Origin of the sequence: Metabacillus dongyingensis, from assembly GCF_019933155.2 — a bacterium.
Taxonomy (GTDB): domain Bacteria; phylum Bacillota; class Bacilli; order Bacillales; family Bacillaceae; genus Bacillus_P; species Bacillus_P dongyingensis.
This window is the reverse complement of sequence record NZ_OK052578.1, coordinates 233873-247487: the sequence shown is the minus strand read 5'-3', so window position 1 is coordinate 247487 and position 13615 is coordinate 233873. Positions and strand designations below refer to the sequence as shown.

12 protein-coding genes are annotated in these 13615 nt (G+C 39.9%); 2 read left to right on the top strand and 10 right to left on the bottom strand.

Annotation, left to right across the window (positions count from 1 at the left end; all coding sequences use genetic code 11):
• Positions 1 to 266: 266 nt before the first annotated feature.
• Entirely contained in the window at positions 267 to 1352 is a 1086-nt protein-coding gene (locus tag K8L98_RS25920) for an alpha/beta hydrolase (protein ID WP_243551183.1), read from the bottom strand.
• 237 nt (positions 1353 to 1589) lie between these two features.
• Here K8L98_RS25920 and K8L98_RS25915 point away from each other — a divergent pair, with 237 nt between their 5' ends.
• On the top strand, positions 1590 to 2135 hold the full coding sequence (locus tag K8L98_RS25915) for a TetR/AcrR family transcriptional regulator (RefSeq protein WP_243551181.1): 546 nt from the start codon (positions 1590 to 1592) through the stop codon (positions 2133 to 2135).
• Positions 2136 to 2210: 75 nt separating this feature from the next.
• Here the strand turns inward: K8L98_RS25915 and K8L98_RS25910 are convergent, their stop codons facing one another.
• The gene (locus K8L98_RS25910) at positions 2211 to 2363 is read right to left on the bottom strand and encodes a hypothetical protein (RefSeq protein WP_243551178.1); all 153 of its coding nucleotides are present in this window, start codon (positions 2361 to 2363) and stop codon (positions 2211 to 2213) included.
• Between the two features lie 265 nt (positions 2364 to 2628).
• On the opposite strand from K8L98_RS25910, the gene K8L98_RS25905 reads away from it, so the two are divergent.
• The gene (locus K8L98_RS25905; RefSeq protein WP_243551176.1) at positions 2629 to 4392 is read left to right on the top strand and encodes a Rieske (2Fe-2S) protein; all 1764 of its coding nucleotides are present in this window, start codon (positions 2629 to 2631) and stop codon (positions 4390 to 4392) included.
• A 378-nt stretch (positions 4393 to 4770) separates the two neighbouring features.
• On the opposite strand, the gene K8L98_RS25900 is transcribed toward K8L98_RS25905, so the two are convergent.
• The 8 genes from K8L98_RS25900 to K8L98_RS25865 form a co-directional block, all read right to left on the bottom strand.
• Positions 4771 to 5739, bottom strand: coding sequence for a cell wall-binding repeat-containing protein (locus K8L98_RS25900; protein WP_243551174.1), 969 nt, complete (start codon positions 5737 to 5739; stop codon positions 4771 to 4773).
• Between the two features lie 700 nt (positions 5740 to 6439).
• A complete protein-coding gene (locus K8L98_RS25895) occupies positions 6440 to 7339 on the bottom strand; it encodes a fumarylacetoacetate hydrolase family protein (RefSeq protein ID WP_243551173.1) in 900 nt (299 codons plus the stop codon).
• A 214-nt stretch (positions 7340 to 7553) separates the two neighbouring features.
• Positions 7554 to 8480 carry a dihydrodipicolinate synthase family protein gene (locus tag K8L98_RS25890; RefSeq protein ID WP_243551171.1) on the bottom strand — a complete coding sequence of 309 codons (927 nt, stop codon included), beginning with the start codon at positions 8478 to 8480 and terminating at the stop codon, positions 7554 to 7556.
• A 202-nt stretch (positions 8481 to 8682) separates the two neighbouring features.
• Positions 8683 to 10149, bottom strand: a complete 1467-nt coding sequence (gucD, locus tag K8L98_RS25885; RefSeq protein WP_243551169.1) for an alpha-ketoglutaric semialdehyde dehydrogenase GucD — start codon at positions 10147 to 10149, stop codon at positions 8683 to 8685.
• Between the two features lie 62 nt (positions 10150 to 10211).
• Positions 10212 to 11387 (bottom strand): UxaA family hydrolase, encoded by a 1176-nt coding sequence (locus K8L98_RS25880; protein ID WP_420828886.1) that lies wholly within the window; start codon positions 11385 to 11387, stop codon positions 10212 to 10214.
• The gene (locus K8L98_RS25875; protein ID WP_243551167.1) at positions 11377 to 11679 is read right to left on the bottom strand and encodes a UxaA family hydrolase; all 303 of its coding nucleotides are present in this window, start codon (positions 11677 to 11679) and stop codon (positions 11377 to 11379) included. Before K8L98_RS25875 ends, K8L98_RS25880 begins: the two co-directional genes overlap by 11 nt.
• Before the next feature lie 52 nt (positions 11680 to 11731).
• Complete coding sequence (locus K8L98_RS25870; RefSeq protein WP_243551165.1) at positions 11732 to 12634, bottom strand: fumarylacetoacetate hydrolase family protein; 903 nt, start codon at positions 12632 to 12634, stop codon at positions 11732 to 11734.
• 77 nt (positions 12635 to 12711) lie between these two features.
• A complete protein-coding gene (locus K8L98_RS25865) occupies positions 12712 to 13485 on the bottom strand; it encodes an IclR family transcriptional regulator (RefSeq protein ID WP_243551163.1) in 774 nt (257 codons plus the stop codon).
• Positions 13486 to 13615 lie beyond the last annotated feature (130 nt).

Genomic DNA, 13615 nt, shown 5'->3' with positions numbered 1-13615 from the left:
TCTATCTGACCAGTAATCCAAGTTGAATATCGTTATCTTTAGATGGTAAGGGAATTACTTTCATACTGACTTCTTTTCTATTCGTTAAAGCATAAAAAACTCCAGCATATGGTAATGATTAACAACATCCTTCAAATCTACATTGCGTATGGAATTCAATTCAGACAAAAAAGTGTGAATCCCGACAAGATAGGCAGGATTCACACAGTGGTTTCACTCAAATTACCATTGGCACGCAAAGCTCTCTACGATCTTCAACACAAGCCTTATTTTTTCTTTAGATTTTCTTTGAAGAAGGACTCGAGCTTGTCAAAAGGGATTAAATTCACCCGGTCGTACAGATCCACATGACCTGCGCCCGGAACAATGTAGAGTTCCTTCGGTTCGCCCGCCAGCTTGTAGGCGTCTTCGCTGAACTCTCTGGAATGAGCGTTTTCACCTGTAATGAAAAGCATTGGACGAGGAGAAATCGTCTCTATGTCTTCGAACGGGTAGAAATTCATGAACTTGACGTTACTCGTCAGCGTCGGGTGTGTCGTGAGTTCAGGTGACGAGCCCTTTGGAGTGTATTCACCTCTTGGAGTGCGGTAGAAGTCATAAAACTCACGTTCAATGGCGGTAGAGTTTTCATTTAGTTCATGTACTGTCCCACTGGTGTATTTGGTTTTACCGCCTGTGAACTCCACATAGCGTTGTTCCGCTGCCTCTTCGAGAATTTTCTTTCTCTGCTCGAGAGTCTGTGAGTGTTTAAGCCCGTTACGATTGGCGGCACCCATGTCGTACATACTGACTGTCGCAATGGCTTTCATGCGCGGGTCGATCTTGGCTGCGCTGATGGCAAAGCTCCCGCTGCCACAAATCCCGAGAACACCAATCCGATCCCTGTCAACAAACGGCCGGGTGCCCAGGAAATCCACCGCAGCACTGAAATCCTCGGCATAGATATCCGGGGAAACAGCGTTGCGAGGGTGACCCTCACTTTCTCCCCAGAAAGACAAATCCAAGGACAAAGTAACGAATCCCCGTTCAGCCATTTTAGTGGCATACAGATTCGCACTTTGTTCTTTTACTGCGCCCATAGGATGCCCGACAATGATCGCAGGATTTTTGGTGTTCTTCTTCAAACCTTTAGGAATAAAAAGATTCCCTGCAACTTTCATGTTGTATTGATTTTTAAACTCAACCTTCTTCATGGTTACCTTGTTGCTTTTGTAAAAGTTGTCTGCTCCATTGGACATGTCCGGCGTGTATGCATCACTAGCGCCGGTCTTGGATGCAACGATGGTTGCGGATAAAAGCAAGCCCAGTGCTATCACTGTGAGTACACGTGTGATAATAGATTTTTTTTTCATTTTAAAAATAACACCCTTTCTTATTTTTGATTTGAAAATAATTCTTTTGTGACTATCATGGTGTACATTGACTTCGTTCAAAAAAGAAAAGCATCATTGATTGATTAATCAACATCTGTTTATAATTATTAAATAGAAATACGATGCTCTCAATGGTTAAATCAACGCAATTCGTTGATTACTCAACAAACCAATAAAAATTGTTGATTATCTTTAGGAAAGTCTGGTGACCAAACATTGCCAAAAGTAGATAGAAGAATAACCAAAAGCCAGGAAGCCATTAAAAAGGCTCTGATCGAATTGATGTCTGAAAAAAGTTTTGATGACATAACCATTCAGGATATTGCCGACAGGGCGAATGTGAACCGGGGAACCATCTATCTTCATTACTTGGATAAATTTGATCTGTTAGATAAGATCATGGAAGAACATATAAACAACATGAGTAATTTTTGTGAGTCGGCAACTGAAATGGATTATATTGAATCGACTGTACACTGTATGGAATACTTTAAGAGTAATTATTTATTCTTTTCGACGATGCTGGCGAGTGAAGGAGCTCCATATTTTCGTAGTCAGTTCCTTAAGTTTAATATCGAAGAGTTCAAGAAAGATGTGGACATAACAAAAGGAAAAAATTATGGTCAAAATGAAGATGTAATTGTTCAATTTGTAGCAAATGCTTACGTTGGAGTAGTGGAATGGTGGTTAAAGAATGGGATGCCTTATCCACCTCGTGTCATGGCAGAAAAAGTGGGGGATTTGTTAGAGAGAATTGTATAGTTACCTACTATAAAAAACCCTCCCTTAAATTAGTGAAGAAGAAAAGGATAGACTATTTTTCACATCCATATTTTTTTAATGATTGGTTTGATCCGCTTCATCATTGATCGGTATTCCTATTTTCACTTTCCTTGTCCTTGTTGCCCTATCTGTATTAAATGGTCTCATGCGTTTATCATTTATCATTGCGATCACTCTGATCATGATGATTTTGTGAGATGCTGACATCGGTTTACTGGTCCATAGCCCACAATGGTCACATGCGTACTCCTTTTTCGGGATATGGTTTTCATTATCATCATCAGATACATTTACAAGTTGTCTAAACCCTCCAAATAAGATGTTTCAACAATCTCAGACTTTTGGATGAGAAAATTTTCAACTTATGAAGGATTACACTTTTTTATAATTAATATAAAGTAGTAGATAATGATCATCATAGAAATTAAGAAGCTGTGTTGGAAGGATGAACTTTTAAAGGAGAGTGTGTTCATTGGCAGAGGCAATACATGTTGGCCAACTTGAGACGTTGAAGAATGATGGTGCAAAAGTTGTTAAGGGCGGTAAACACGGTATAGCTGTATTTCTACATGAAGGTGAATTACATGCTGTCGATAACCGTTGTCCGCACATGGGTTTTCCTTTACATATGGGTAGCCTATGTGATGGAATTCTGACTTGTCACTGGCATCATGCTCGATTTGATGTAAAGAGCGGTGGCACGCTCGATCCTTGGGCGGATGACGTGCCTACCTACCCTGTAGAGGTAAAGGACGGAGAAGTTTGGGTGAAGCCGAAACCACACCATAAAGTAACCGTTGAAAAATTACAGCAACGACTCCGAGAAGGTCTAGAGCAAAGCTTAAGCTTAGTCATCGCTAAAGCAGTTGTCGGTCTAGTAGAAGCGGGGATCTCCACTAGCGAAATCGCAAAAGTTGGCGTGGAGTTCGGAACAAAGCATCGACAAAGTGGATGGCGTTCTGGTCTGACGATTTTAACAGCGATGACGAACATATTACCTAAACTGGACAAAACAGGTCAGATTCTTGCCTTGTATCAAGGTCTGGTCCATGTAGCTCGTGAAAGCTCTGGTATGGGAACACGCTTTTTACTAGGATCATTGCCGGTGACGAATGAGATGGAAAACCAATCTGTCGAACAGCTTGCAAAGTGGTACCGGCATTGTGTGGAGGTCCGTGATGCACAAGGTGCTGAGCGTGTTTTGTTGACAGCTATGGAATCAGGTAGCACGGATGTACAATTAGCGGACATGATGATGGCGGCAGTAACGGATCACTTTTATATCAATACGGGACATACACTTGACTTCCATAACAAGGCGTTTGAGATTTTGGAACACATCGGAGAAGAATATCGTCCCTATGTGTTGACTTCATTGTTGCCTGGTATTTCAAACGTGTCTCGGAGCGAGGAATCCCATAGCTGGCAATCTCCAGTCAACCTTGTCAAACCATTAAACGAAGCTTTTGAAAAACTAGAAGACACCATCAAAGCTGGAAAGTCAATAGAAGTAGCCGATTTTGATGAAAATGCATTGGTTGAACAGCTCTTATCTGACCAGCCGATTGAAACGATCCAGATGATGATGCAAGCTCTTGAGTCTGGTGTCACACCTGTTCGGTTAGCACAATTGGTTTCATTAGCTGCAGCTGAAAGAATTGCGCGCTTCCATACACAAAATGATTTCAATGATTGGATTACTGTACTTCATACGTTCACCCATACACATGCGGTACACCAAAGCTTGCGACGTTCCACAACTGTGGAATTGACACGTGCTCTATTCCATGGTGCAATGAGTGTTTATCTTGATCGTTTCCTAAACATGCCTACTGCTAGAAAACCACAACCCGCTGAAGCTGTAAAAACACCTCATGATCCTTCAGAATTATTGGAAATCATGAATAAACAGCAGCAAGTGACAGAAGCTGCTCGTTGGGTAATGACGTATTTAGTGGGCGGCGGAGAAAAAGCCCCCCTCTTCAACATACTCGGTCATTCCTTGCTTCGAGAGGACGCTGAATTTCATTCTTTCCAAATGTATGAAGCAGGTGTCGTTGAGCATGATTATTGGGCTGGAGAAGAATCGTCATTATCAGAACGAGCACAGGAAACGATGATTCTCGCGATGACAAGATACCTTGCAGGTCATGCCCCTACCGCAAGAGAAATGCCGCACACAGTTCGGATTGCGATGAGACTCCATGAAGGAGAAAAGCTTTTTGAAGAAGAATGATTGATTTTTGAAAAAGGCTGTTCCCTTTTTCTGCAGCCTTTTTCATCCTTGCTAAGTTTTGTTTACTTGACTCTTGTAGATCTTGACTAGCTTCCGTCAAAAAGACACACCGGTGGTAGGTTCATCGCAAGATATTTAAGCGACTAACTTTAAGCTGTGTAAGATCCTGTCCCCGTTTTGGTTTGCATTCCATAGGATGGAGGTCTGTTAAATCCTCGTTTGTCAATCTCGAGCTGAATCCCCAAAGCATCTATCATCCGCCAAATGAATAAGTTTGAAGCATGCTGAGTTCCTAACTTCCATGCTTTTTTATTTTCCAAAAGCTCCAGACAAATAGAAAAAAGCCCTGATCATTCATCAGAGCTTTGTAATCCATTATTATTGAAAAAGTTTTGCAATCGTAGTTTCAGGCAATGCATTTACGCCGCCGACAATTTCATATTCTTCAGCTAGGTCTGCATATTTCTGTACTGTCTGTTTTGTTGTCGCTTTAGGCTCGTTTGGATCTGTCAGAATCACACCGTTGAACCAGCCGGCTGCAAGGGCTGAAGCAGAAAGAGCATCCGGGAAGTTTGTTCCTGTAGCAATGAATGGATAATCCATATCATAGATACCCTCTTGAACTGCAAAGTCTACAATTTGGCTATTTGTCGCATAACGGTTACTTCCGCCAAGTCTAATCGTTTCCGGCAATGTTTCTGTAGCTTTCTCTGATACGACTGCTGATCCGCCCGCAACAATGGCGAAATCTGCATCTGCTGATTTGACATAATTTTTAACGACACCCGGAAGATCTGTGCTTCGAGTTAACAGAATTGGGGATTGGATAATCCCGGCGACCGGTGCAATGGATAACGCATCAGGGTAATTCTCACCTGAAGCTACCACAAGACCTCCTGCTTCAATTCCTACCTCTTTCGCCACTTTTACAGATGTATCATATCTGTCAATTCCAGCAATACGTGTAATTGTGTTTACTCCTGCATTTTTCAGCTGCGTCTCAACAGCAGTTGAGATAACGCCAGTTCCGCCGATCAGGTAAACCTTCGTCACGCCAAGTTCTTTTAACTTCGTAATAACGCTGCTTGGAACAGCATTTTTATCTGTTAACAGCAATGGTGCTTCATGCTTAGCTGCAAGCGGAGTTGCACTTAAGGCATCCGGATAGTTTCTTCCAGTTGCAAGTACAGCTACATCTGATTCCACCCATTCATCAGCAAGTGCTACTGATGTTTTAAAGCGGTCCTCTCCTGCATAACGGTAAGTAGGTGCTGTTTCGGCTGCACTTGCCTGAGCAAAAGGTAGGCTCAAAGCAAATAGAGCTGATAATACAATTGTTTTTTTCATAAAAGATCCCCCTGTTTATAATCTAGCAAACTTCTATATTATACTTTTATACCAGTTAAAACGTAATATATTTATTACAAAATTCAACATAATAAGGTGTGAAATTTTTCGACAAAAATCTACCTTTTACAAATTCCGTATACGCAGCACATCACTGTTAATATCCTGCACTATAAACTTTCTTCTACAAAAAGAGCAGCATTACTGCTGCTCACTGAAAATAAGGTTCATTATGTAAACAAGTTAATAAAATTAGCCGGAAAATCCTCAATAATGCTCATATCCTCGATTAAATATGAATTATTAAAGTAATCGATACAATGGTGACAAAAATGTGCATCAGATTCATACTTTCTATATACAATTATTCCATTTTAAACTGGTCCATCACAAGTTGTTAAATCTTCTTAAGTCGGCTTTTCACCACATGATAAACAAACATATTGAAACCATTTATACATAATCTGGACAATCATGAATTTGAACTTCCCCACCATCTTTTATATAACTATATGTATCTATAAAATTACCGATGTCTCACTACACAAGTACATTGTTTTTCCGAGTTTCTACTATGAATGCAAGTCTATTCAAAGCAGATGGTACAGATATTAAAACGTTCTGCGCTTAGAAAACCCTGTAAACAAAAAGCAAGCAATGAATGCACCGCCCCCGTTTTCTCCTAGATCACATTATGAGACTAATATTTATTTATTTTTCTTAATGTATTTGTCAAACACCCCAACTTTTCAACCTCAATCGTTACCTCGTCACGATCTTTTAACCAAACTTTCTTTTCCTCAGGATAACCTGCAATAACTCCTTCAGGAGTTCCAGTCAGTATTAAATCCCCTGGGTAAAGCGTCATATGATCGGAAATATAACTTACAATTTCATCACAAAAGAAAATCATATCTGAAGTAGAGGAATCTTGTCGTACTACCCCGTTTACGATTGAGCGGATATGCAAATTGTTCGGATTCCCTACTTCCTCAGCACTGACAAGATATGGACCTATAGGGCAAAATCCATCACATGTCTTCCCAAGTAACCATTGAGGGGTTTTGAATTGCAAGTCTCTAGCAGACAAAGCATTAGCATTGCAGTAACCATAAACATAAGAGAGCGCTTCTTCCTGTCTAACATTCTTCGCCTGTTTACCAATAACAATGGCTAATTCGGCTTCATAATCAACTTGAGATGATTTTTCTGGTAAAGGAATATCTGTTCCATGACCGGTAAGCGTATTATTAAATTTGCTAAACAAAAGGGGTGCTGTCGGATACTCCATCTTACATTCATCTGCATGTTTTTTATAGTTAAGCCCGACACAAACTATTTTTTGCGGTTCGGGTACACATGGCCCAAATATCAATGAATCCTCCGAATAGAATAAATCCCCCTCATGATAAGCCCTATCAACTATTCTTGCTAACGCTTGCTTTCCTTTCTCACCTTTAGAAATAAGCTCTGGAACAGATATAGGGGTATCGTCTAATTCAGGAAACTTTGCAATTGCAGCTTCTACGTCAAGAATTCCTTTATCCGTTTTCACACCAAACCTTAACTGATTATCTTTATAAAAAGTTACAGTAATCATCCCTTACTCCCCCTCAAAAGATGAGACAGTGTTACGGACAGCTAGTTTTTATGACATATATGGAGTGGCAAGCATAAAAGGCTAATTAGTATTCAGAGCAATGAGTTTCCTGTATATTTAGACCCTTATCCTGCAGAAAATCCATATCATGCTGTTTAGTATTTTAAACGATCAAACTTATCTATCTATCCTAAACAGCAAAAAGTCCTAAACTTTAAGTCAGCAACTTCTCTTCTGATTCTAATAATGAAGCTTGTGTAAGTATCTTTCTTAATTCTTCTTTTTTATCATTTTCTAACGGTTTAGCAGATGGTAATACATAAGTAGATATCTTTATACCACGCATATGAATCGCTTCTTTAATGACATTTGCAAACGGTGAATCTAGTTTATATAGGAGTGGAAGATTTGCTAATCTTTGATGAAGCTCTATTCCTTTTTGATATTCCTTAGATTGAAATGCATGATACATACCGACTGTTAGTTCAGGAGCAAAGTTACCACTTGCAGGGATAGCTCCATCACCCCCTAAAGAGAGTGTGTTCCATAAATGGTCATCATAGCCGGCAAACACAGAAAAATCAGGACGTTCCGATTTCACTTTCAGGATGATTTCACCAATATGACCAGCAGAATCGATTGTATCCTTAATACCCACAATGTTTGGATAGGATTTTGCTAATTTTAGAACCATGTCGGGTGTCAAGTCTTGTCCAGTCAAAGCAGGAAAGTTATACAAAAGAATAGGAATATCAACCGTTTCGGCAATGATGCCATAGTGTCTGTAAAGATTTTCATCCGTTAATGTCATATAATATGGATTAATGATCACAACACCATCTGCACCAATCTCTTTGCTGTGCTGACTTAAAGAAATGACTTCACGAGTATTTGGACTACCTGTACCAATTAAAACAGGCAATCTTCCATTTACATAGTCTGTTGCAAAAGCAGCTAATTCTTTTCGCTCCTCAATCGACATCTGACTAAACTCACCACCAGTACCAAGGAAAAAAAGACCATTCACTCCTGAATCTATCAAATAATCAATTAACAGTTCCATTCCTTTACAATCAATTTTTCCCGTACTGTCAAAAATAGTAGGTACAGGGGGAATTATCCCGTGAAATTTAGGTTTCATATCGCTTCTCACCTTTCCAATCTTCCGTTTCGGCCTTCTTAAGAAGGAACGATCTTCCCTTTTTATCCCTTAGTCTTCATCTCTTTACTTCACTATTTCCCCTATAATTGTCAGCTAAACGGTTAAATCAACAAAGGGACCGCTATTCAATTAGATAAAGCCTCCCCTATTTTCAATTCCAGGGGAGACTTTCAAATTATCGTTACGGCTTTACGAAGACTGTTTTTATGGAGGTGAAGAACTCGATGGCTGCTTGTCCCTGCTCACGGGAGCCAGAGCTGGATTGCTTCATTCCACCAAATGGAGCTTGAAGTTCCACTCCAGCACTTTCTGCGTTAATCCGAACAAGACCTGCATCCATATCATTAATAAAAGTAAGAATATTGCCAATATTCTTGGTGAAGATAGAGGCACTTAATCCGAACTTAACATCATTTGCAACCTTTAATGCTTGTTGGATGGTTTCTGCCTTTATTAATACTAAGACCGGTCCGAAAATTTCCTCCTGTGCAATTATCATATCTGAGGTGACATTTTCAAATATAGTTGGCTGTATATAGAATCCGTTTTCAAGCTCATTTTCAATGCATCTGTCGCCGCCATAAATCAAAGTGGCACCTTCTGCTTTTCCCTTTTCGATATAAGATAATACCGTACTCAATTGACTTTCACTGGCACAAGGCCCCATCCATGTCTCCTCGTTTAATCCATGACCTATTTTAATTCCCTTTACATACGCAAGTAATTTCTCCTTAAACGTATCGTAAATTTCACTTTGAACAATTACACGGCTTGTGGCTGTACATTTTTGTCCTGTCGAACGAAGTCCTCCGCTGATAGTGGCTTCTACAGCTAAATCAAGATCCGCATCGGCTGCAACAATTACAGGGTTTTTTCCACCCATCTCTAGTTGATATTTTGCTCCGCGGTCTAGAGCTCCTTGACCTACAAGCTTACCTACTTGGTCTGAACCGGTAAACGTAATTCCATTAATATTAGGATGATTGACAATCCCCTGGCCAATCACAGATCCAGACCCTGTTACCATATTTATAACACCAGCTGGTAATCCAGCTTCGGCTATGCATTCAATCACTTTTGCTGCAGTAACTGCTGTTTCTTGTGCAGGTTTAAGAACAACCGTGTTACCATACACAAGGGCTGGGGCCATTTTCCATATAGGTATGGCCACAGGGAAATTCCATGGTGTAATTACACCTACTACTCCTAGCGGCACACGACTAGTAAACATAAGAGCTTCTGCATCAGTAGAAGGAATGACATCTCCTACTGGGCGCATTCCTTCACCCGCATAATATCGAAGGATAGCCACCCCACGAGCCGTTTCTCCTTTGGCTTCAGGAAGCGTTTTTCCCATTTCTCTTGTCATTGTTTCTGCGATTTCATCCAGATTTCTTTCCAAAATATCAGCCATTTGAAAAAGATAGTTCCCCCTGGCAGGAGCAGATAGTTTTCTCCATTGGATTTGGGCATTATTTGCTGCTGCAACTGCCAAATCTACATCTTCTTTGGATGACTTTTGAATATATCCTACAATATCATGTTTATTTGCAGGATTAATACTAGCTGCTACTTCATTGGTAGAGGAGGATTTCCATTCTCCATTGATAAAGTTTAAATAAGTTTTCACTTTGGTTTCAACAGCCATTATTCGTTCCCCGTTTCCTTTTTTAGTTTTAAATATGTTATAGAAGCGATAGAAAACTAAAGTTAAAAGGTTGGACCAATGCGCCAAATTCCAAAATCATGCTGTTTTAATATTTCCGCCTTGGTCAATTTCCCTGAACAGACCATTCCAATTTCATCGAACATACGCTGTCCAACATTATCAATTGATTCTTTGCCTTCAATGATAGTTCCCGCGTTAAAATCGATATTTTCTTCCATTTTTTCAAATATTGAGGTATTGGTTGCAATTTTTATCACCGGAGCAATCGGAGAACCGGTAGGGGTTCCTCTTCCTGTGGTAAATAACACGACTTGAGCGCCACCTGCCACCATCCCTGTCAATTGTTCAATATCATGTCCTGGTGTATCCATCCAAACCAGACCTTTTTTGGATGGAACTTGGGCATAATCAATTACTTCTTGTAGAGGTCTGCTTCCAGACTTATTCGCAGCACCTAATGATTTTTCTTCCAGTGAGCTGAGTCCGCCTTTAACGTTTCCAGGACTTGGATTGCCTGTACGAATATCAATCTTCATTTCAATCGAACGATTTTCCATGGCTCCAATGACTTCGTAAACTCGTTTTGCCACCTTATCGTCCACAGCTCTCTTTGCCAATAAATGCTCTGCACCAATAAGTTCTGTTGTTTCAGCTAGAATAGAAGTGCCGCCGCAATCAACAATCATATCACTTACGACACCTACTGCTGGATTAGCAGAGAGACCCGAACAAGCATCAGATCCACCGCACTCAGTACCGATAATTAATTCGTTGAAATCAGATAGTTCCCTCATTTGGGACGAAGCATCTTGAACCATTTTTGCAGCAATTTTAGCTCCCTGAGCGATTGCCATAAGCGTTCCGCCATGATCCTGAATAGAAACCACTTCAACAGGCTTGCCAGTCTTTGCAATTTCCCCCGCAACACTTCTTGCTTGATGGGTTTCACATCCAAGGCCTAAAACGACAACTCCATAAACATTGGGATTGGTCCCCATTCCGACATATGTACGGAAAGTTTGTTCATAATCAACACCGACTTGAGCACATCCATGCTGATGAATAAATGAAACTGTGCCATGAACAAGCTCAGTAATTTGTTTTGCAGCCTGTGTTGCGCACGTGATGGTAGGCAAGATTAATACATGATTTCTTACTCCAACTCGGCCATCAAAACGTCTATACCCCCAAAATTTCGTTCCATTATTAATTTGCAATTTGATCACCTCTTCCTCGTTTTCCTTCTAGATTATGGACATGAACATGCTCTCCTGTATGTATATCTTTAGATGCTCTGCCAATGACCTCGCCATATTTGAAAATATCTTCACCTTGTGAGATAGGTACTACCGCAAACTTATGACCAAACTCAATATTTCCCTTGATATCAATAGAGAAACTTCGATTTTGACATGTCACTTCGATACGGCTGTTTGCTGGAATATTCTCTAACGCAACAGCTACTTTATCCTGTGGTTTCATCATTACGGTTTTATAACGAGTATTCATAGAAAATTCTCCTCCGTATAGGTTTTTTTCGATAGAATGCGTTGATAGATGATTACAAAATAGATACAGATACATTTGCTGGTGCGACAACAGAGTTCTTTAAAATACCAATATCCGAAATTTCGATTTCAATTTTGTCCCCGTTTAGTAATGTGAATTCATTGGGCGGAACGATACTAGTCCCTGTCAATAAAACAGTACCATCAAAAATCTGGTTATCTTTAATAAGGTAGGATATGAGCTCATCAAATGTTCTCTTTAATTGGCTAGTGTTGGCTTTCTCTTCTACAACTTTCACATTGTTCCGGAAAATTCTGCATGTTATTTCAAATTGATAAGGGTTTGTAACCGTTTCTGCCAGGAGAATGGCAGGACCGATGGAACATGCATTTTTCCATATTTTTGCCTGAGGAAGATAAAGGGGATTTTCTCCCTCAATATCCCGGCAGCTCATGTCATTCCCAATGGTGTATCCTAACACTTCTCCCTTCTTATTAAGGACTAGTCCTAATTCTGGTTCGGGAATTTGCCAGTTGGAATCACTGCGAAGATAGACTTCATTATTTGGACCAACTGTCCTGGCAGCAGTGGATTTAAAGAAAATTTCTGGTCGTTCAGCATCATAGACCTTGTCATAGAACGTTGTTGAATCCAATTTCCCACTTGAAGCCTCAAAGTTTCTTGCCTCTCTGCTTTTTTCATACGTTACACCGGAAGCCCAAACTTCAGGTGCTTCAACAGGGACGAGTAATGATAATTCTTCAACAGCTTGTTTAATTGGCTCCGAGCTATTGATAACGCTTTCAACTAATCTAAGCGGAAAGGTATTTTCTTCCTCAGCTTGTCTGACTAATTCCATAAAATCTCTTTGCGGTAGTGGATAAACATGAAAATCAACTGTTAAAGCAGCTAGAATAGGGACCGAATTTTCATCTAAATATCGAATAATACGCATAGAAAAACCTCCATAAGTTTTATATTATAAAACTGTGTTTTTATATATAGATAGAAAGACAGAAGATAGAGAAGCATCTATTTCTGCAGAATTGGTACCCCATTTCCCATCTGTTCTGACAATTCGGATGCTGCTTGTTTAAGCCGGGCAACAAACTCCTCCAACTCAGCATCATCTACACGGGATGTAAGTGTAGAGATACTAATAGCAGCAATAACATCATTGAGATGATTTCGAATTGGCACTGCAATACAGCGAACTCCTGGTTCGTTCTCCTGATTATCTATTGAATATCCTTGATAACGTACCTTTTCAAGTTCGAGCAAAAAGTCAGCTTCATTATTGATGGTGTTTTCAGTTTGTACGCTGTAGACATAACCACTTAACAACTTGTTTATTTCCTCTTGTTTCTTGAAGGCAATCAGGGCTTTTCCCACTGCGGACGAATGAAGAGAAATTCGCCTACCGATACGGGAATAGCGGATAACAGACCTGGGACCTTCTACTTTATCCACATACACTCCTTCCTTGCCATCCAATATAACCAGATGAGTGGTCTGCCCTGTTATTAGTGACAAATCTAGTAGATACTTCTTGGCTAAAGGCCTAATGTCCAAAGAATGGATCACGCAACTGCCTCTTTCAAGGAGTTTCATTCCCAGGCTATACCTGCCATTTTCCATATTCTGATTAATGTAGTGATGCTCTTGAAGCGTTTTCAGCAAAGAATGCACGGTACTCTTGTGAAGACCCAAACGATCGCTTATGTCTGTTATCTTTATTTCCGTTGTATGCTCATCAAATAGGTCAAGGATTCGAAGGGCACGATCTACTGATTGTATAATTGGCATAAGACTTAACCCCTTTTGTTTTATATTATAAAACCAAATTCTACTATTCTGTCTAATTGGCTTATTTTCACTATATTATAGAATGATTTGAAAAATCAACCATTTTTTATCATTTTACAAATAATTTAAA